The sequence below is a fragment of the Nocardioides lianchengensis genome, assembly GCF_900101465.1.
Classification (GTDB): Bacteria; Actinomycetota; Actinomycetes; order Propionibacteriales; family Nocardioidaceae; genus Nocardioides; species Nocardioides lianchengensis.
Genome location: NZ_FMZM01000007.1, coordinates 239,401 through 260,004, shown reverse-complemented (window position 1 = coordinate 260,004; position 20,604 = coordinate 239,401). Strand labels below are relative to the sequence as shown.

The 20,604-nt window shown below is 70.1% G+C and carries 13 protein-coding genes; 1 reads left to right on the top strand and 12 read right to left on the bottom strand.

Features of this window, described 5'->3' with window-relative positions:
- Positions 1 to 891 (bottom strand): NUDIX hydrolase, encoded by an 891-nt coding sequence (locus tag BLT76_RS14475; protein WP_090857281.1) that lies wholly within the window; start codon positions 889 to 891, stop codon positions 1 to 3.
- Positions 891 to 2,126, bottom strand: coding sequence for a geranylgeranyl reductase family protein (locus BLT76_RS14470; protein ID WP_090857278.1), 1,236 nt, complete (start codon positions 2,124 to 2,126; stop codon positions 891 to 893). The genes BLT76_RS14475 and BLT76_RS14470 overlap by 1 nt, the downstream gene beginning before the upstream one ends.
- 79 nt (positions 2,127 to 2,205) lie before the next feature.
- Here BLT76_RS14470 and BLT76_RS14465 point away from each other — a divergent pair, with 79 nt between their 5' ends.
- Positions 2,206 to 4,203, top strand: coding sequence for a sensor histidine kinase (locus BLT76_RS14465; RefSeq protein ID WP_090857275.1), 1,998 nt, complete (start codon positions 2,206 to 2,208; stop codon positions 4,201 to 4,203).
- Between the two features lie 134 nt (positions 4,204 to 4,337).
- On the opposite strand, the gene BLT76_RS14460 is transcribed toward BLT76_RS14465, so the two are convergent.
- From BLT76_RS14460 to BLT76_RS14415, 10 genes are all read right to left on the bottom strand, one after another.
- A complete protein-coding gene (locus BLT76_RS14460) occupies positions 4,338 to 8,216 on the bottom strand; it encodes a DNA-directed RNA polymerase subunit beta' (RefSeq protein ID WP_090857271.1) in 3,879 nt (1,292 codons plus the stop codon).
- 78 nt (positions 8,217 to 8,294) lie between these two features.
- Entirely contained in the window at positions 8,295 to 11,774 is a 3,480-nt protein-coding gene (gene rpoB / locus BLT76_RS14455; RefSeq protein ID WP_090857269.1) for a DNA-directed RNA polymerase subunit beta, read from the bottom strand.
- Positions 11,775 to 12,011: 237 nt separating this feature from the next.
- Positions 12,012 to 12,833 carry a J domain-containing protein gene (locus tag BLT76_RS14450; RefSeq protein WP_090857267.1) on the bottom strand — a complete coding sequence of 274 codons (822 nt, stop codon included), beginning with the start codon at positions 12,831 to 12,833 and terminating at the stop codon, positions 12,012 to 12,014.
- Positions 12,830 to 13,483 (bottom strand): hypothetical protein, encoded by a 654-nt coding sequence (locus BLT76_RS14445; protein WP_090857264.1) that lies wholly within the window; start codon positions 13,481 to 13,483, stop codon positions 12,830 to 12,832. The genes BLT76_RS14450 and BLT76_RS14445 overlap by 4 nt, the downstream gene beginning before the upstream one ends.
- Positions 13,480 to 14,763, bottom strand: a complete 1,284-nt coding sequence (locus BLT76_RS14440) for an MCE family protein (protein ID WP_090857261.1) — start codon at positions 14,761 to 14,763, stop codon at positions 13,480 to 13,482. The genes BLT76_RS14445 and BLT76_RS14440 overlap by 4 nt, the downstream gene beginning before the upstream one ends.
- Positions 14,760 to 16,172 (bottom strand): MCE family protein, encoded by a 1,413-nt coding sequence (locus BLT76_RS14435; protein WP_090857258.1) that lies wholly within the window; start codon positions 16,170 to 16,172, stop codon positions 14,760 to 14,762. The genes BLT76_RS14440 and BLT76_RS14435 overlap by 4 nt, the downstream gene beginning before the upstream one ends.
- A complete protein-coding gene (locus BLT76_RS14430) occupies positions 16,169 to 17,308 on the bottom strand; it encodes an MCE family protein (RefSeq protein WP_090857255.1) in 1,140 nt (379 codons plus the stop codon). Before BLT76_RS14430 ends, BLT76_RS14435 begins: the two co-directional genes overlap by 4 nt.
- Positions 17,305 to 18,297 (bottom strand): MCE family protein, encoded by a 993-nt coding sequence (locus BLT76_RS14425; RefSeq protein ID WP_306457652.1) that lies wholly within the window; start codon positions 18,295 to 18,297, stop codon positions 17,305 to 17,307. The genes BLT76_RS14430 and BLT76_RS14425 overlap by 4 nt, the downstream gene beginning before the upstream one ends.
- Positions 18,294 to 19,334, bottom strand: coding sequence for an MCE family protein (locus BLT76_RS14420; protein ID WP_090857251.1), 1,041 nt, complete (start codon positions 19,332 to 19,334; stop codon positions 18,294 to 18,296). The genes BLT76_RS14425 and BLT76_RS14420 overlap by 4 nt, the downstream gene beginning before the upstream one ends.
- Complete coding sequence (locus BLT76_RS14415) at positions 19,331 to 20,602, bottom strand: MCE family protein (protein WP_090857248.1); 1,272 nt, start codon at positions 20,600 to 20,602, stop codon at positions 19,331 to 19,333. Before BLT76_RS14415 ends, BLT76_RS14420 begins: the two co-directional genes overlap by 4 nt.
- Between the last annotated feature and the right edge of the window lie 2 nt (positions 20,603 to 20,604).

Sequence of the window (20,604 nt, the reverse complement as noted above, 5' to 3'; positions counted from 1 at the left end):
TCAGGCGGTACGGCGCGCCGCGGCCGCGAGCCCGGCCCGCACCACGTCGAGCGCGTCGACCGCGCCCGACGAGACGTCGGCGACCGGCACCCAGGCGACCGCGTCGGTGGTGCCGTCGGCCTCGGTGACCCGGGGCTCGGCGTCCACGGGGACCGTGGCGGCGAAGACCAGGTGGACCGCGTGAAAGTCCTCGTGCCGCCCAGAGGGCGCCGTCCCCTCGAAGTGCTCGTCGTGGACGTCCAGCACCTCGCCGACCGTGCACGCGACGCCGCACTCCTCGCCGACCTCGCGGACCAGCGCGTCGCGGGGCGCCTCGCCGTGGTCGACGCCGCCGCCGGGGAGCGTCCAGCGGCCGGAGTGGAAGCCCCGGGCGGAGATCCGGGTCAGCAGCACGTCGTCGCCGCGCAGGACCACGGCGTACGCCGCCAGCCGCTGCAGCCGGAACGGCTCATGGCGGTGCAGCGCCTGGCGGACCAGCGGTACGGTCGGCAGCGTGCCGTCCAGCACCGCGGAGACCGGGTGCCAGGCGGCGTCGACCGTCGAGCCGTCGACCTCGACGACCCGCGGGGCCGGGGCGTCACGCGGCACCCAGCCCTCGTAGACCAGGCGCACGGAGTGCACGTCGACCCGCCGGCCCTCGCGCCAGGCCGAGCCCTGGTGGAAGGAGTCGACCCGGATCTCCTCCCCCACCCGGACGTCGAGCCCGGTCTCCTCGTGCAGCTCGCGGACCACGGCGTCGCGCGGGTCCTCACCGTGCTCGACCCCGCCGCCGGGCAGCGTCCAGACCTCGCTCTCGCTGACCCGCGGGGCGAGCCGGCTCAGCAGGATCCGGTCGTCCCGCAGCACGACGGCGTACGCCGCGAGCCGCCGCTCGCGTGGCAGCGAGCGCATCAGGAGAACGGCGGTCGGTGGTCGCGGGCGATCGAGCGGCGACCGGCCCAGCGCCAGACCCGGGCCGCCCGGTCGCGGTCCTCGTCGGTCACCAGGTTGCCCATCCAGCGCAGGGCCAGGGTCATCAGCCAGTCCGAGCGCATGCCCACGGGACCGAGCGCCGGCAGCAGCCGCGGAACGGTCACCAGGCCGGCGAGCCGGCGGGCGATCGAGAACGACTCGCCGTAGTGCTCGCTCAGCAGCGCGGGCCAGGCCCGGTCGAGCGCGGCCCCGTCCGCGATCAGCTCGGCGACCAGCCGGCCGGTCTCCAGGCCGTAGTCGATGCCTTCGCCGTTGAGCGGGTTCACGCAGCCCGCCGCGTCGCCGATCAGCGCCCAGTTGGCGCCGGCGACGTGGGAGACCGCGCCGCCCATGGGCAGCAGCGCCGAGGTCGGCGCGCGCAGGTCGTCGCCCAGCTGGAACTCGCTGCGCCGCTGCTCGGCGTAGTGGGCCATCAGCGGCCGGACGGCGATGTCGGTGGGCCGCTTGGCGGTCGCGAGAGTGCCGACGCCGAGGTTCACCTCGCCGGTCCCGAGCGGGAAGATCCAGCCGTAGCCGCTGAGGATGTCGCCGTCCTGGCCGCGCAGCTCGAGGTGCGAGCTGATCCACGGGTCGTCGCTCATCCCGGACGTCACGTAGGAGCGACCCGCCACGCCGTACACGGTGTCGCGGTGCCACTCGCGGCCCAGCACCTTGCCGAGCGGGGAGCGGACACCGTCGGCCACCACGAGGGTGTCGCAGGCGATCTCGTAGGTCTCGGCGCCGTCCTTGAACACGACGGCGGCGACCCGCTCGCCGTCACGTCGTACGTCGACCGCCCGGGCCCCGTCGATCCCGGTGGCACCGGACTTCAGCGCGGTGGTGCGCAGGTGGTCGTCGAGCTCGGTGCGGGCGACCGCCGAGCCCCAGTCGGGCAGGGTGCCGCCCGGCCAGGGCAGCAGCAGGGTCTGGCCGAAGCCGTGCGCCCGCAGACCCTGGTTGACCGTGTGGGCCCGCAGCCAGTCCTCGAGGCCGAGGCGCTGCAGCTCGCCGATGGCGCGCGGGGTCAGTCCGTCACCGCAGGTCTTGTCGCGCGGGAAGACCGCCGCGTCGGCGAGGACGACGTCGGCGCCACCGCGGGCCGCCCAGGCCGCGGCCGCGGATCCGGCGGGGCCGGCGCCGACGACCAGGACGTCGGTCCTCGCGGGAGTGCTCACCCCTTGATTCTCCCACCGGCCCGGTCGTTCGGGTCATCCGGCCCTCACCACCGGGACTCCTGCGGCAGGATGATGGACCGTGCCCGCCGCTGCCCGCTCCCCCGGCGTGGTGCGCGGCGGCGCGGTGGTCCTCGGCGGACTCTCCACCGCCGTCTCCGTGGCCGCGGTCGTGCTGGCCCTGGCCAACGTCGGTACGCCGGACCCGCCGTTCGAGGTGCACCGCGAGTTCTTCGTCTCCGACGTCCTCCTCGCCCTGCTCTACAGCGCGCTCGGGGCCCTGGTCGTCGCCCGCGGCCACGTCATCGGGTGGGCGCTGCTGGGCGTCGGAACCGGCTTCGCGCTGACCAGCTTCGCCATCCAGTACGCCGTCCTCGGCGTCGCCCACCCCGACCCGCCGGCCTACGCCGTGCTCTCCCAGCTGGTGGTCGCCGGCTGGGTCGCCGGCACCCTGTCCGGCCTCCTGGTCCTGCCGTGGCTGGTCGAGCGCGACCCGCCCACCGGGCTGCGGCTCTCCGCGGCCGTGGCCGGCGCCGTGCTGGCGCTCGGGGCCGGGGTGAGCCGCTACCTGGTCCAGCTCGACGGCGCCCCCGATCTCCCGCTCGTGACCGGGAGGGTCTCCGACATCGCAGCCCGGTACGACGACTGGATCGTCCCGGTCTACGTGCTGGCCGGCCTGGTGGGCGCCCTGCACCTCGCGCTGCGGGCCCGCCGGGCCGCGTCGTCCGAGCGCCGGGCCCTGCGCTGGGTGATGGCCAGCCTGCTCGGCCTGTCGCTGTCGTACCTGGCCTTCGAGGCCGGGCTCGCCTCCGACGGTCCGGCGGTCGCGGTCGGCGCCTCCCTGCTGTCCGCGGCCATGGTGGCGCTGCCCGCCGCGGTGTTCGTGCTGGTCCTGCGCGAGCCGTCGTACCGGGTCGACCTGGCGGTGTCCCGCGCGCTGGTCGGCGCGCTGCTCACCATCCTGGTCGTCGGCGCCTACCTGGTGCTGGTCTGGCTCGGCGGCCGCTACCTGCCCTGGAGTCGCGAGTCCGCCGGACTGGTCGCAGTCGCCGGGCTGGCCCTCGCGGTGATGCCGCTGCGCACCTGGCTCCAGACCCGGGTCGACCGGCTGGTCTTCGGCTCCAGCGCGGACGCCGGCCGGCTGCTGGACCGGCTCGGCGCCGACATCGAGCGCGGGCACGGCGAGATGTCGATCCTCGAGGGCCTGGTCGACGGCCTGCGCCGGGGCCTGCGCCTGCGGGCCGTCGTGGTCGAGGACGTCACCGGCACCCTCCGCGTCGGGGCCGGTCCGGCCAGCCTGTCGGTTCCGGTCGAGGTACCGCTGCGCAGCCGGGGTCAGGATGTCGGCCGGCTGGTCCTGGAGGCCCCGCTCGGCGAACGGCTGGACCTGCGGACCCTGGAGCTGGTCGAGCAGCTGGCGGCGCTGGTGGCCGTCGCGCTCGACCTGGCCCTGGTCAACACCGAGCTGGAGTCCGCGCGCACGCGGCTGGTCGACGTACGCCAGGAGGAGCGGCGGCTGCTGCGCCGCGAGCTGCACGACAGTCTCGGTCCCTCGCTGGCCGGCACGTCACTGGCCCTCGCCGCGATCAGCCGCTCCGCCGGCCTCGAGCCGGGCCCGGCCGCGATGATCACCGAGCTCCAGGCCGAGCTCGCCCAGCGCTCCGAGGACATCCGCCAGATGTCGCGGCACCTGCTCCCGCCACCCCTGGAGGACGGCCGGCTGGCCGAGGCGCTCGGCCAGCTGGTCGAGCGCTTCGACCAGGGCCGGTTCGCGGTGACCGTGCAGGCCGCCGACGCCGACCGGATCGACAGCCGGCGCCAGATCGCGCTCTACCACGTCGCCGCCGAGGCCCTCCTGAACGCCTACCGGCACGCCGGTGCCACCCGCTGCCGGGTCGCTCTCGCCCTGGATCCGGACGGCGCCCGCCTGGTCGTCGAGGACGACGGCGCCGGGGTCAGCACCGGCACCCGGCCGGGCATCGGCCTGCGCTCGATGCAGGAGCGGGCCGCCGAGCTCGGGGGCACCTTCAGCATCGAGCCCACTCGGCCGGGAACGCGGGTGACGGTGCTGCTGCCCTGAGCCGTATCCGGCCGTTTCGGGTCTGGTGCTTGCGAGATCTGGATGGATTTCGATACGACAACGCCCGCCCTCGCAAGCGAGGGCGGGCGTTGTCTACTCGATCTGGGTCGTGCTCTACCAGACCTTCACTTCGTTCAGGACTGGTACGACCCAAAGTCGAAGTCGTCCAGGGCTACGGCCTGACCACTCGCGGCGTTGCCGAACTCGTAGTCGTAGGAGTCGTAGCCAGTGACGGAGTACGCCGCGGCGCGGGCCTCCTCGGTGGGCTCCACCCGGATGTTGCGGTACCGCTCGAGGCCGGTGCCCGCCGGGATCAGCTTGCCGATGATCACGTTCTCCTTCAGACCGCGCAGCGAGTCCGAGCGGCCGTGGATGGCAGCGTCGGTGAGGACGCGGGTCGTCTCCTGGAAGGAGGCGGCCGACAGCCACGACTCGGTCGCCAGCGATGCCTTGGTGATGCCCATGAGGACCGGGCGACCCGAGGCCGGCTTGCCGCCCTCGGAGACCACGCGGCGGTTCTCCTCCTCGAACAGCACCCGGTCGACCAGGTCGGACGGCAGCAGGTTGGTCTCACCGGACTCGATCACCGTGACCCGGCGCAGCATCTGCCGCACGATGATCTCGATGTGCTTGTCGTGGATCGACACGCCCTGCGAGCGGTAGACCTGCTGGACCTCGTCCACCAGGTGCTCCTGGGCCCGGCGCACGCCGAGGATGCGGAGGACGTCCTGCGGGTCCGGCGTACCGGACGTCAGGTGGTGACCGACCTCGATGTGCTCACCGTCGGCGACGTTGAGGCGCGAGCGCTTCGAGACCGGGTACTCCTGGACCTCGGAGCCGTCGTCGGGCGTGACCAGGACCTTGCGGGCCTTGTCGGTCTCGTCGATCTCCACGCGGCCGGCGGCCTCGGAGATCGGCGTACGGCCCTTGGGCGAGCGGGCCTCGAAGAGCTCGACCACGCGGGGCAGACCCTGCGTGATGTCGTCCGCGGAGGCCACACCACCGGTGTGGAAGGTACGCATGGTCAGCTGCGTGCCGGGCTCACCGATCGACTGGGCCGCGATGATGCCGACGGCCTCGCCGATGTCGACGAGCTTGCCGGTGGCCAGCGAGCGGCCGTAGCACTTGGCGCAGGTGCCGGTGCGGGCGTCGCAGGTCAGCACCGAGCGGACCTTGACCTCCTCGATCCCGGCCGCGACCAGCTCGCCGATCTTGACGTCACCGAGGTCGCCGCCCGCCTCGACCAGCGTCTCGCCGGTCTCGGGGTGGGTGACCTCGACGGCCGCCGACCGGGCGTACGCCGCGGTCTCGGCGTTCTCGTGCTTGACGACCGAGCCGTCCTCGCGACGCTCGCCGATCCGCTTGGGCAGACCGCGCTCGGTGCCGCAGTCGTCCTCGCGGATGATGACGTCCTGCGACACGTCGACCAGACGACGGGTCAGGTAGCCCGAGTCGGCCGTGCGCAGGGCGGTGTCGGCGAGACCCTTGCGGGCACCGTGCGTGGAGATGAAGTACTCGAGGACGGACAGACCCTCACGGAAGTTGGCCTTGATCGGCCGCGGGATGATGTCGCCCTTCGGGTTGGCCACCAGACCACGCATGGCCGCCACCTGACGGATCTGCATCATGTTTCCGGAGGCACCCGAGTCGACCATCATGTAGATCGGGTTCGCCCGGTCGAAGTTGCCCTCCATGGCCTTGGCCACGTCGTTCGACGCCTGGGTCCAGATCTCGATGAGCTCCTGACGGCGCTCCTCGTCGGTGACCAGACCGCGCTCGAACTGCTTCTGGACCTTGGCCGCCTGCGCCTCGTAGGCCGAGAGGATCTCGATCTTGTTGGCGGGGGTGGTCACGTCGTCGATCGAGACCGTGACGCCCGAGCGGGTGGCCCAGTGGAAGCCGGTGTCCTTCAGGGCGTCCAGCGACGCCGCGACCTCGACCTTGGTGTAGCGCTCGGCCAGGTCGTTGACGATCGCGCCCAGGGCCTTCTTGCCCACTTCGTAGTTCACGAAGGGGTAGTCGGCCGGCAGGGTGTCGTTGAAGATCGAGCGGCCCAGCGTGGTGTCCAGGATCAGCGAGCGACCCTGCTCCCAGTCGGCGACCTCGGCCTCCAGCGGGGGCACGATGTCGTCGAAGCGGATCTTGATCGGGGACTGCATCGAGATCTCGCCGCGGTCGAAGGCCATGATCGCCTCGGCCTGCGACGCGAACGCGCGACCCTCGCCCGGCTGGTTCGGCCGGTCGGTGGTCAGGAAGAACAGGCCGATGATCATGTCCTGGGTCGGCATGGTCACCGGACGGCCGTCCGACGGCTTGAGGATGTTGTTGGTCGACAGCATCAGGATCCGCGCCTCGGCCTGGGCCTCGGCGGACAGCGGCAGGTGCACCGCCATCTGGTCACCGTCGAAGTCGGCGTTGAACGCCGAGCAGACGAGCGGGTGGATCTGGATGGCCTTGCCCTCGATCAGCTGCGGCTCGAAGGCCTGGATGCCGAGGCGGTGCAGGGTGGGCGCACGGTTGAGCAGCACGGGGTGCTCGGTGATGACCTCTTCGAGGACGTCCCACACGACCGGGCGCGCCCGCTCGACCATCCGCTTGGCGGACTTGATGTTCTGCGCGTGCGACAGGTCGACGAGGCGCTTCATCACGAACGGCTTGAAGAGCTCCAGCGCCATCTGCTTGGGCAGACCGCACTGGTGCAGCTTCAGCTGGGGGCCGGAGACGATGACCGAACGGCCCGAGTAGTCGACGCGCTTGCCGAGCAGGTTCTGCCGGAAGCGACCCTGCTTGCCCTTGAGCATGTCGGACAGCGACTTCAGCGGCCGGTTGCCCGGGCCGGTGACGGGACGACCGCGGCGGCCGTTGTCGAACAGCGAGTCGACGGCCTCCTGCAGCATCCGCTTCTCGTTGTTGACGATGATCTCGGGCGCGCCGAGGTCGAGCAGCCGCTTGAGCCGGTTGTTCCGGTTGATCACGCGGCGGTACAGGTCGTTGAGGTCCGAGGTCGCGAACCGGCCACCGTCGAGCTGCACCATCGGGCGCAGGTCCGGCGGGATGACCGGGACGGCGTCGAGGACCATGCCCTGGGGCTTGTTGCCGGTCTTGCGGAACGCGTCGACGACCTTGAGCCGCTTGAGCGCCCGGACCTTCTTCTGGCCCTTGCCGTTGGCGATCGTGTCGCGCAGCGACTCGACCTCGGCGGGGATGTCGAAGTCCTCGAGGCGCTTCTGGATCGCCGTGGCGCCCATGTGGCCCTCGAAGTACTTGCCGAACCAGTTCTTCATCTCGCGGTAGAGCATCTCGTCGCCCATCAGGTCCTGGACCTTGAGGGACTTGAAGGTGTTCCACACCTCGTCGAGGCGAGCGATCTCGGCCTCGCCGCGGCGGCGGATCTGGGTCTTCTCACGCTCCGCGCCGTCGCGGACCTTGCGCTTGGCGTCGGCCTTGGCGCCCTCGGCCTCCAGCTCGGCGAGGTCCGTCTCCTCCTTCTTGGACCGGTCGTCCAGGGCGAGGTTCATCCGGTTCTCGAGGCGCTCGCGCTCCAGGCCGACCTTGCCCTCGAGCGAGGACAGGTCGCGGTGCCGCGCGTCCTCGTCGACGGAGGTGATCATGTAGGCCGCGAAGTAGATGACCTTCTCGAGGTCCTTCGGGGCCAGGTCGAGCAGGTAGCCGAGGCGGCTCGGGACACCCTTGAAGTACCAGATGTGGGTCACCGGCGCGGCGAGCTCGATGTGGCCCATCCGCTCGCGGCGGACCTTGGAACGGGTCACCTCGACGCCGCAGCGCTCGCAGATGATGCCCTTGAAGCGCACGCGCTTGTACTTGCCGCAGTAGCACTCCCAGTCCCGGGTGGGACCGAAGATCTTCTCGCAGAAGAGGCCGTCACGCTCCGGCTTGAGCGTGCGGTAGTTGATGGTCTCCGGCTTCTTCACCTCGCCGTGGCTCCACGTGCGGATGTCGTCCGCGGTGGCCAGGCCGATCTGAAGCTGGTCGAAGAAGTTCACGTCGAGCACGATGGCTGCAACCCTTCGGTAGTTCTAAGAAATGACGTAGGGGGCGGAGGCGGGGCCGACCGGAGCCGGCCCCGCTACTCACACCTCTTCGACCGAGCTGGGCTCGCGGCGGGACAGGTCGATGCCGAGCTCCTCGGCGGCGCGGAAGACGTCCTCCTCCGCGTCGCGCAGCTCGATGCTCGAACCGTCCTGCGAGAGGACCTCGACGTTCAGGCAGAGCGACTGCATCTCCTTGACGAGCACCTTGAACGACTCCGGGATGCCGGAGTCCGGGATGTTCTCGCCCTTCACGATGGCCTCGTAGACCTTGACGCGTCCGGGGACGTCGTCGGACTTGATCGTGAGCAGCTCCTGCAGGGCGTAGGCGGCGCCGTACGCCTCCATCGCCCAGACCTCCATCTCGCCGAACCGCTGGCCGCCGAACTGGGCCTTACCGCCCAGGGGCTGCTGCGTGATCATCGAGTAGGGGCCGGTGCTGCGCGCGTGGATCTTGTCGTCCACGAGGTGGTGCAGCTTGAGGATGTACATGTAGCCGACCGACACGGGCTCGGGGAACGGCTCGCCGGAGCGGCCGTCGAAGAGCGACGCCTTGCCGTTGGACTTCACGGTCCGCACGCCGTCGCGGTTCGGGATCGTCGAGCCGAGCAGGCCGGTGATCTCGTCCTCGCGCGCGCCGTCGAACACCGGGGTCGCGACCTTGGTGTTCGGGTCGGCCTTGTCGGCGTGGATCTTGATCAGGCGCTGCTTCCACTCGGCGTCGGACTCGTCCTCGGCCAGCTTGATGTCCCAGCCCTGCTTGGCGAGCCAGCCCAGGTGGAGCTCGAGGATCTGGCCGATGTTCATCCGGCGCGGCACACCCAGCGGGTTCAGCACGACGTCGACCGGGGTGCCGTCCTCCATGAACGGCATGTCCTCGATCGGCAGGATCTTCGCGATGACGCCCTTGTTGCCGTGGCGGCCGGCGAGCTTGTCACCGACGGAGATCTTGCGCTTCTGCGCGACGTAGACGCGGACCAGCTGGTTCACGCCCGGGGGCAGCTCGTCGCCCTCCTCGCGGTCGAAGACGCGGACGCCGATGACCGTGCCGGACTCACCGTGCGGCACCTTCATCGAGGTGTCGCGCACCTCGCGCGCCTTCTCACCGAAGATCGCGCGGAGCAGCCGCTCCTCGGGGGTCAGCTCGGTCTCGCCCTTGGGCGTGACCTTGCCGACGAGGATGTCACCGGTGGTGACCTCGGCGCCGATGCGGATGATGCCCCGCTCGTCGAGGTCGGCCAGCATCTCTTCGGAGACGTTCGGGATGTCCCGGGTGATCTCCTCCGGACCCAGCTTGGTGTCGCGGGCGTCGACCTCGTGCTCCTCGATGTGGATCGAGGTGAGGACGTCCTCCTGCACCAGGCGCTGGCTGAGGATGATCGCGTCCTCGTAGTTGTGGCCCTGCCACGGCATGAACGCCACGAGCAGGTTGGTGCCGAGCGCCATCTCCGCGTCGTCGGTGCACGGACCGTCGGCGACGGGGCTGCCGACCTCGAGCCGGTCGCCCTCGCTGACCAGCGGGCGCTGGTTGATGCAGGTGCCCTGGTTGGAGCGCTTGAACTTGGCCAGCTTGTACGTGGAGTACGTGCCGTCGTCGTTCATGGTCTCGACCAGGTCGGCGGAGACGTCCTTGACCACACCGGCCTTCTCGGCCACGACCACGTCACCGGCGTCGACGGCGGCGCGGAACTCGATGCCGGTGCCGACGATCGGCGAGTCGCTGCGGATGAGCGGCACGGCCTGACGCTGCATGTTGGCGCCCATGAGCGCGCGGTTGGCGTCGTCGTGCTCGAGGAACGGGATCAGGGCGGTCGCGACCGACACCATCTGGCGCGGCGAGACGTCCATGTAGTCGACCTCGTCGGCCAGGATCTCGGACACCTCGCCGTCGCGCTGGCGGACCAGCACGCGCTCCTCGGTGAACCGGCCCTGCTCGTCGATGACGGCGTTGGCTTGCGCGATGACGTAGCGGTCCTCGTCGTCGGCGGTGAGGTAGTCGATCTGGTCGGTGACCCGACCGGCCTCGACCTTGCGGTACGGCGTCTCGACGAAGCCGAACGGGTTGATCCGACCGAAGGAGGCCAGCGAGCCGATCAGACCGATGTTCGGGCCTTCCGGCGTCTCGATCGGGCACATGCGGCCGTAGTGCGACGGGTGGACGTCGCGGACCTCCATGCCGGCGCGGTCACGGGACAGACCACCGGGGCCGAGCGCGGACAGGCGACGCTTGTGCGTCAGGCCGGCGATCGGGTTGGTCTGGTCCATGAACTGCGAGAGCTGCGAGGTGCCGAAGAACTCCTTCAGCGCCGCGACCACGGGACGGATGTTGATCAGCGACTGCGGCGTGATGGCCTCGACGTCCTGGGTCGTCATCCGCTCGCGGACCACCCGCTCCATGCGCGCCAGGCCGGTGCGGAGCTGGTTCTGGATCAGCTCGCCCACGGTGCGCATGCGGCGGTTGCCGAAGTGGTCGATGTCGTCGGGCGCGATGACGAGCTCGCCCTGGGGCGCCTCGGTCTGCTCGCGGCCGTCGTGCAGCGCGACGATGTACTTGATCGCGGCGACGATGTCGTCGACGGTCAGCGTCTGCTGGTCGAACGCCTCGGTCAGCCCCAGCTTCTTGTTGATCTTGTAGCGACCGACCTTGGCCAGGTCGTAGCGCTTGGGGTTGAAGTAGTAGTTGTTCAGCAGCGTCTGCGCGGCCTCCTCCGTGGGCGGCTCGCCCGGACGGAGCTTGCGGTAGATGTCGAGCAGCGCGTCCTTCTGCGTCTCCGTGTGATCCTTCTCGAGGGTCAGCATCACGGACTCGTACTCGCCGAACTCCTCGCGGATCTGCTCGTTGGTCCAGCCGAGGGCCTTGAGCAGCACGGTGACGTTCTGCTTGCGCTTGCGGTCGAGGCGCACGCCGACCAGGTCGCGCTTGTCGATCTCGAACTCGAGCCAGGCGCCACGCGAGGGGATGAGCTTCGCGGTGTAGATGTCCTTGTCGGACGTCTTGTCGGCGGTGCGCTCGAAGTAGACGCCGGGCGAGCGGACGAGCTGCGAGACGACGACGCGCTCGGTGCCGTTGATGACGAAGGTGCCCTTGGGGGTCATCAGGGGGAAGTCGCCCATGAAGACCGTCTGGCCCTTGATCTCACCGGTGTCGTTGTTGGTGAACTCCGCCGAGACGTAGAGCGGAGCGGAGTAGGTGAAGTCCTTCTCCTTGCACTCGTCCACGGTGTACTTCGGGTCGTAGAAGACCGGGTTCTCGAACGAGAGCGACATCGTCTCGGAGAAGTCCTCGATCGGGGAGATCTCCTCGAAGATCTCCTGCAGACCGGACTTGCTGGAGACGTCCTCACCCTCGGAGCGGCGCCGCTCGACGGCGGCGTCCCACTTCTCGTTGCCGACCAGCCAGTCGAAGCTGTCGGTCTGGAGAGAGAGGAGCTGGGGGACCTCGATCGGGTCCTGGATCTTGTTGAACGAGATGCGGCGGTTGCCCTGAGTGTTGGCATGTCCGGAGGTGCTGCGCGCGGCCAAGAGTTGTCCTTCGACAGTTCGCACTGGATCGCGTCCAGGCCCACCACAAAGTCAACCACCGGGCAGGAGACTCGCATTTGAGGGCAGACGCAAAGCGCTACGATACCCCGCGGCAGGGCGCAACACAATCTCTGCGTGCGCCAGAACTGACGAGCTTGGCGTCGATCATGCGGTGCCCCGGGCCCCAGGTCAAGCGGATCTCCCCAACCGGACCCCGCGTGTCGCACCGGGGAGCAGTCAGTCGATGACCCGCATGTCGCCGACCAACCACTCGTCGTCGACCTTCTCCATCGTCATGGTGACCCAGGTCCTGAGGATCTGCGGCTCCGGCTGCTCCTTGTTCGTGGTGGCCTGGTCGACGAAGAGGAAGACCTCGACCCGTCCGTCACCGGTCGCGCGCACGGAGGACTCGTTGACGGACGTGACGACCTTGGTCCCGGTGTTGGGGGCGTTGGGGTCGATGACGTCGTCGAACAGCTTGTCGCGCTCCTTCTCGTACGACGAGGTGAGGTACGACGCCGCTGCGGACCGCGAGCCCTCCAGGTCCGCCGCGTCGTAGGAGAGGACCGGGGTGACGGCCCGCTCGGCCGCCGCCTGCGCGGCCCGGACGTCGTCGGCGGCGGTCTCGTCGGAGGACTGGCCCGCCAGCAGGACGGCCGCGACGACCAGCGCCGCGGCCAGGAGGGCCACCGGGGCGAGGACCCAGGCGGGGACCACTCGCGGAGCGCGCGTGGACGGGGACACGGGCGCGGGGTCCGTCTCGTCGGACCCGACCGGCGCGGGATCCGCTTCGAGATCCGACTCGTCGACCGGCTCGTCGACCGGCTCGTCGACCGGCTCGTTGACCGGCTCGTCGACCGGCTCGGCCTGCTCAACCAGGTCGCGGTCGTACGCCGCCCGCCGGGTGGGGTCGAGGAGCACCTCGGCGGCCTGGTTGAGGGTGCGGAACCGTCGGTCGCCCGGGTCCAGGTCGGCGATCGACGACTTCCAGGCCGCGCGGATCTCGTCCGCGGTGGCGTCGGGCTCGACGTCGAGGACGTCGTACCAGGTGGGGGTCATCGGCCGCCTCCGGTGCTGCTCGGCGACGGCTCGGTGGACGGGCTCGGGGAGGTCGACGCGGACGGCTGGCCGGACGCCTGGTCGGCGATGTTGGCCTCGTCGACCAGCCAGTCGCCGTCGACCTTGACCAGGTCGATGACCTGGCGGAAGGTCTGGGTCCGGGGCGCCTGCTCCTCGCCCTGGTCGTCGGCGAGGGTGAACGTCGACTCGCCGCCGACGAGCACCCGGGCCGAGTCGTCGTCGAGGTACTGGACCCCGATGCCGAGGACCTTCGTCGTCTGCCCGACCCCCCGCTCCGCGACCGCCTGCTCGAGGAACGGGAGCGACTCGTCGTAGGCGGCGTCGAACTTGTCCGAGGTGACCTCCTCGACGGACTCGCGGTGCTCGGTGAGCTTCTTGTCCGCGTCGAGGTCGTCGGGGCCGTAGGTCTGGCTGCGCAGCACGAACTGCCGGGTCTGGCTCATCACCGTGTCACGCTCGGGCCCGAGGTCGTCGGCGTCGTCGCCGCTCGCGCGACCGTCGACGAGCAACCAGACGACGGTGCCGGCGGCACCGAGCAGCACCACGACGAGGACGAGCAGCAGGGCGAGCCGGAACCGCGCGGAGCGCGGGGTGGTGCTGGGGTCCGGGTCGGGCGGGCTGCTCGTCACTCCTGGCGCTGCAGGGGCTGGAGGTACAGCCACTTCCACGACTCCTCTCCGAGGGACGGCGGGGCCACGCTACCGGTGCCGCCCAGGTCGGCCCCGCTCCCCGGCAACCAGGTCACTTCGCCGCTGTCCTCGTCGTACGACGCCACCACGGGCGCGTCGTAGTCGGCGGGGGCGCGGGGCGCGAGGTTCTGGGGGCCGCGGGCGTTGCTCTTCGACGCGGGCTCGGTGCAGCCGGCCTTGGTGTTCATCGGCCGGTTGGAGCCGTCCTGCGGGATCCGCTTGTCGGTGCTCTCGTAGCCGCCGGTGCACGCGGCCTGAGTGGTGAGGACCAGGCCGAAGTGGGCGTCGTAGTTGCCGTCGCTGGACTTCGAGACGACGGTGAAGCCGCCCTCGACGATGTAGGGGTAGATCACCAGCAGCTGCTCGATGCCGGGCAGGTTCTTGACGGTGACCTCGCCGGTGGTGACCAGGTTGTTGATCAGGTCGCCGAGCTCGACGCCGTTCTGCTCCAGGAAGGTGCGCAGCTCCGTGGCCGCGAGCGACCCGGTGTCGATGAGGCGACGCAGGTCGGGGTCGGACGCGGCGAGGGTGCCGCTGAACAGCTTCAGCTGACTGGCGAAGGTCCGCAGCGAGCTGGCGCTGTCGACCTGCCCCTGCAGCACGGTGTTGCTGTCGCGGATCAGCGCCCGGGTGACGTCGAAGTTGTCGTTGGCGGTCTCGATGAACGAGTTGCCGGTGTCGATGATGCGCTGCAGGTCCGGCCCGGTGCCCTCGAAGGCGTCACCGAGCTCGGCGACGGTCGTGCGCAGCGCCTCCTGGTCCACAGACCCCACGGTCGTCGACAGGTCGGTGAGGAACTTGTCGGTGGCGATCGGGATCCGGGTGTCGTCCTGGGCGATCTCGGAGCTCTCGGCGAGGTAGGGACCGTCGTCGACCTGCGGCTGCAGCTCGACGTACTGCTCGCCGACGGCGGAGCGGTTGCCGACGACGGCGAGGGTCTTGGCCGGGATCTCGTCCTGGTCCTTGTCGATGGACAGGTGGACGTCGACGCCGTCCTCGGTGAGCTCCAGCTCGCTGACCTCGCCGATCTTGACCCCGCGGTAGGACACCTCGCCGCCGGCGAAGATGCCGCCGGAGTCGGCGAAGTGGGCGACGACGGTGTAGCTGTCGTCGACGAAGATCCGGTCGAGGCGGGCGTAGCGGGCGCCGACGAAGCTGACGCCGACGAGCGTGATGACCACGAAGATCAGCAGCTGGACCTTGGTACGACGGGTGATCATCGGCTCACCATCCCCGGGACGAGCAGGCTGACCAGACCCGGGTCGTAGGCCTCCGCGAGCTGGCCGAGGGTCGGCCCTCGCCCGGCAGTGGCCGTGGTCCCGCCGGTCGCCGGGCGGCTCAGGCCGAGCTCACCGGTGATGTCGCCCAGGACGTCGCCGAGACCCGGCACGGGCAGCGACGGGAGGCCTGGCACCTGGTTGAGCAGCTTGCAGACCACCGTGTCGCGGTTGGCCGGCTTCTGGCACTCGGCCTTCAGCTTCAGCAGTGCCTCCACGTTCTTGAGCACGTCCTTGCAGGCCTGGCTGTCGAGCCGGCCGCTCTGCAGGCAGCGGGTCACCAGACCGACGATCACCCCGGGGTCGGCGGGGCTCGGCAGCAGGGTCGGCGTCGCGCCCGGGGTGAGGCCACCCGAGAGGTCGAGGTCCAGGCTGATCGAGAGGTTGGTGTAGTCGCCCATGTGCAGGTTGCGCGCCACCTGGGGGTCGCGGCCGACGACCTCGTCGACGAACGGGTAGGTCAGGAAGACGTGGAACGCCTTGACGAAGGAGTCGCCGGAGTTGGCCAGCTGACGGAGCACCGGCTCCAGCTGGGTGACCGTCGAGATGGTGGCGTCCTTGGTCGCCTTGATGACCCGGACCCCGACGTCCCCGAGCCGGTTGAGGCTCTGCAGCATCGTGACCAGGTCCTCGCGCTGGCGGTCCAGGGACTCCAGGGCCGTGGGCAGCTCGGCCAGGGCGGCGTCGATGGTGTCCTGCTGACCGCGGGCGGTCTTGGCGAGGCGGTCGAGGGACTCGATGGCGTTGACGATGTCGGCCTTGCCGTCGTCGAGGTTCGACATCAGCGTGTCGACCTGGGTGAGCACCGACTTCGCAGCACCCTCGCGACCCTCGAGGGCCTGGTTGAGCTCGCTCGCGATGGTCTTGAGCTGGGCGATGCCGCCGCCGTTGAGCACCAGGCTCAGGGCACCGAGCACCTCCTCGACCTCCGGGTTGCGACCCGTGCGGTCGAGCGGGATGGTCTCGCCGTCGCTCAGCTCGCCTGTCGCCCCGGTCTCGGGCGCACTCAGGGAGACGAACTTCTCCCCGAGCAGACTGGTCTGGCGGATCTCGGCCGTGGTGTTCTCGGGCAGCTTGGTGTCGGACCGGAGCTCGACGGTGACCCGGGCGGTGTAGCCGTCGAGGTCGACCGCGGTGACCTGTCCGACCGAGACGTCGTTGACCTTCACCGTCGACTTCGGCACCAGGTCGAGGACGTCGCGGAACTCCACGGTGAGCTCGATCGCGTCGCTTCCGGCGTCGGTGCCGCCGGGCAGCGGCAGCTGGTAGACGTCGAAGTCGCAGCCGGCCAGCCCGACCGAGCCGAGCAGTACGCCGAGCAGCGCCGTCGTACCCCTGCGCAGGCGGCTCATCGCTTCGCCTCCACGAGTCCGCCGAGCGTCGGGTCGAGGACGGTCGACCGGTCGGCCGCCGGACCGGAGAGCGCCCCCGCCCGCGGGAGGATGCCCTGCACGAGCTGGCACAGGGCGCCGGTGGGGTCGTTCTGGGCCAGGATGCTGCAGACGACGACGCTCGGGTCCGAGGTGATCTCGTGGGCGAGGTTGCCGATGTTGGCGTTGGTGTCGAGCGTCCCGGCCTCCGGGTTGTAGGCCAGGAACAGGTTGTTCAGCGCGAGCGGGCCGGCCTTCAGGATCTCGTCGAGCGCACCGCGCTGCTTGACCAGCACCTTGGCGACCCGGTTGAGGCCGGCGATGTCGCGGCCGAGGACCTCGCGGTTGTCCTTCACGAAGGTCGAGACCTCGCCGAGGGCGACCGACAGGTTCTCCAGGGAGGCCGAGAGCTCCTCCCGCTCCCCCGCCAGCATCGTGGACACCCCGGCCAGCGACTGGTTGAACTGGCGCACGGTCGTGTCGTTCTCGGCCAGCGTGCTGATGAAGGCCTCCAGCTGGCGCGCCGATCCGAACAGCTCGTCCTTGTTGTCGTCGAGGGTGGCGCTGAGCTTGCCGAAGTCCTTGATCGTCCGGTTGAGCTGTGCGCCCTGGCCGCCGAAGTTCTTGGCGGTCGTCTCCAGCAGGTCGGTGAGCGCCCCCTCCTTGTTGGCCCCGTTCGGGCCGAGGGCGACGGTGAGGTCGTCGATGCTGGAGTAGATCTGGTCGAGCTCGAGCGGCACGGACGTGCGCTCCACCGGCAGCGTCGCGGAGGTCGCGAGCACCTTCTGGCCCTGCTCGTAGACCGGGGTCAGCTGGATGAACCGGTCGCCGACGATGGACGGAGCGACGATGACCGCCTGCGCGTCCGCGGGGACCTTCACCTCGGCGTCGTACTCCATCTCGACGGCGACGTCGGTGCCGGTGGGGGTCACGCTGACCACCTTGCCGATCGGGACGCCGAGGACCCGGACGTCGCTGCCCTCGTAGATCGAGACGGTGCGCGGGAAGTGGGCCGTGAGCTTCTTGGGCTCATCGGAGCCGAACATGGTCAGCGCGGCCGCCACCACCAGGGCCGCGACGACGAGCAGCGGGAGGACCCGCTTCAGGGTGGCGTTCATCCGAGACCTCCGACGCCGCCGCCGTTGGCCAGGTCGGGCACCGGCGGCAGGTTCTGGATGTAGGTGTCGAACCAGGGGCCGCCACCGAGCGTGCTGGCGAAGACGCGGTAGAACGGCGCCATCAGCCGCAGGCTGTTGTCGAGGTTGTCCTCGTTCTTGTTGAGCACGCGCAGCACGTTCTCCAGCTCGGCGAGGGCGGGCTTCAGGTCGTCGCGGGACTCGCGGACCAGCGCGGTGAGCGACTTCGACAGCGTGGAGGTCGACACCAGCAGCCGGTGCACGGCATCACGCCGCGCCACCAGCGAGCGGAAGAGGACGTCGGAGTCCTTCATCAGCTGGACGATGTCGGTGTCACGCTCGTCGAGGACCTTGGTGACCCGGGTGAGGTTCTGCAGCAGGGTGCCGATCTGCTCGTTCTTCGCGGCGATGTTCGTCGAGAGGGCGGAGACGCCGGTCAGCGCGTCGCGGAACTCCTCCGGGGTGTTGCGGGTCAGGTCGGCGAGCGTGGAGAGCGAGTCGGCCAGCTGGTCGGTGTCGATCTCCTCCGACGTCGTCGCGAGCCCCTCGAAGGCCTCGACGACGTCGTACGGCGAGCTGGTCCGCTCGACCGGGATCTCGCTGTCCTCGGCGAGCTGGCCCGAGCCGGCCGGCTCCAGGGCGAGGTACATGGCGCCGAGCAGGGTCTTGACCCGGATCGCCGCCCGGGTGTCGGCGCCGAAGCCGGAGTCGGTCTTGACCTTGAAGGTCACCTGGACGTGGTCGCCGTCGAGCTCGACGGACTCGACCTTGCCGACCCGGACGCCGGCGATCCGGACCTCGTCGTTGGCCTTGAGGCCTCCGGACTCGGCGAAGGCGGCGGTGTAGGTGTCGCCGCCGCCGATCAGCGGCAGGTCCTGGGCCCGGAAGGCGGCCAGCAGCAGGCCGAGCAGCACGGCCAGGCTGACCGCGCCGATGATCACGGGGTTGCGCTCGCGGAAGGGAACCATCATCCGAGATCACACCTCTTGCCGCCGGTCTTGAAGGCGTCGTCGAGCGGCACCTCGATGCCGGCCGGCAGCTTGACCTTGCCCTCGAAGTGGCAGAGGTAGAAGTTGAACCAGGAGCCGTAGATGGCGGTGCGGCCGACCTTCTCCAGCTTGATCGGGAGCACCTGCAGGGCCCGGTCGAGCTCGCCCTTGTTGTCGTCGATGTTGGTGGCCAGGCGGCGCAGCTGCTTCACGTCGTCGACGAACGGCTCCTTGATGCCGGTCACGAGGTCGGCGGTCTGCTCGGAGAGCAGGGAGATCTGGTCGAGCGAGGAGAGGATCGCCTCGCGGTCGTCCTTCAGCCCGCCGACCAGCGTCTTGAAGTTGACGATCAGCTGGGACAGCTGGTCGTCGCGGTCGCCGAGGTGGTCGAGCACGTCGTTGAGGTTGGTGATCAGCGACGAGATCACCTCGTCGCGATCGGCGAGGGTGCTGGTGACCGAGGCGGTGTGGCCGAGCAGGCTCTCCAGCGTGCCGCCCTCGCCCTGGAACACCTGGACGATCTCGTAGGAGAGCTGGTTGATGTCGGACGGCGACAGCGCCTGGAAGAGCGGCTTGAAGCCGTTGAACAGGACCGTCAGGTCGAGCGCCGGCTTGGTCCGCCCCACCGGGATGGTGTCCCCCTCGTCGAGCGGCTCCGTGTCGCCGACCCCCTCGGCCAGCGAGATGTAGCGCTGCCCGACGAGGTTGCGGTAGCGGATCGACGCGGTCGTCGACTCTCGGACCGCGGACCCCTCGGCCACGCTGAAGGTGACCAGGGCCCGGGTCCGGTCGCGGATCTCGATGTCCTTGACCGTGCCGACCTTGACGCCGGCGATCCGGACGTCGTCGCCCTTGACGACGCCGGTGGCGTCGACGAACTCGGCGCGGTACTCGCGGGAGGCGCCGAAGGTCAGGTTGCCGATGGTGATGACCAGGACCCCGGTGGCCAGGGTCGTGACGACGATGAAGACCAGGAGCTTGGCCAGGTCGCCGGCGGTGCGCTTGTCGAGGACGCTCATCGCAGCGACACCTCCGCGCCCCGGGCCATCGGGCCGACCAGCAGCACCCCGAGGTCGCTGACGTCGCCGGCCTGCTGGCCGGTCCCGTCGGCGACCAGGGAGCGGAGCAGGTCGGCCTCGGCCGTGGTGCCGGCGTGCGCGTCGCGCTGGCCGTAGCCGGTCGCGACCCGGGAGGTGCCCTTGCCGGTCGGCTCGTCGACGCCGTCGTTCATGTTCGGCTGACGACGCAGGGGGTTCTCCTGGCTGGAGTTGGGCTTGGGCAGGTGCAGGCAGGTCGGCCCGCGGTCCTCGCCGAAGCGCGGCTTGTCCTGGGGGCCGTAGGCGCGCGGCTGGTTCGGCAGCGTCTCCAGCACGATGTGGAGGGTGTAGTCGCGGAACGCCTCGGCCTGCAGCTCGCCGGCGCCGACGATGCCCTTGAGGAGGCAGGGGTACTCCGGGGCGTACTTGGCCAGCAGGCCGACGAACGGCTCGCTCACCTCGCCGAGGCGGATCAGGTTGGCCTCGTTGTCCGAGAGGAACCCGCGGGCGGTGCCGGAGAAGGCGGTGACGTCGGTGAACAGCCCGTTCAGGTCCTTCTCGCGCTCCTCCAGCGTGCTGGTGGTGGTGATGGTGTCCTCCAGGATCTCGCCCACCTCGGGCAGGATCTCGTCGTACACGTCGGCGACCTGGGCGGTGAGCCGGAGGTCCTCGACCAGGGCGGGGATCTGCGGGTTGAGCCGCTTGAGGTAGCTGTCGACGGTCTCGAGGTTGTCGCCGAGCCGGTCGCCCCGACCCTCCAGCGCGGTCGCCAGGGCGGTCAGCGTGAGGTTGAGGTCGGCGGGCTGGACGGTGCGCAGCAGCGGGTAGAGGTCGGAGAGGACGTCCTCCACCTCCGTCGGCAGCTGGGTACGACGGATGGTCGCGCCCGCCCGGAGCGAGCCCTCGGTGGCCTCGTCGGGGACGACCAGCGAGACGTACTTCTCGCCGAAGAGGGTCTTGGGCACGATCGAGCCGGTGACTCCGGCGGGGATGATGTCGCGCTTGTCCGGGAAGATGCCGAGCTCGATCTCGGCCCCGTCGGTGTCGGAGCGCACGTCGAGCACCTCGCCGACGATCACGCCGCGGACCTTGACGTCCGCGCGGCGCGGCAGCTGCAGGCCGATCTTCGAGGTCTCCAGGGTGACCCGGTCGTAGTCGGTGAACTTCTGCGTGAACACGCCGTAGGTGAGGTAGACCGCCAGCACGACCAGGGCGAGGAAGGCGACGCCGAGCAGCTTGGTGCGCACCATCG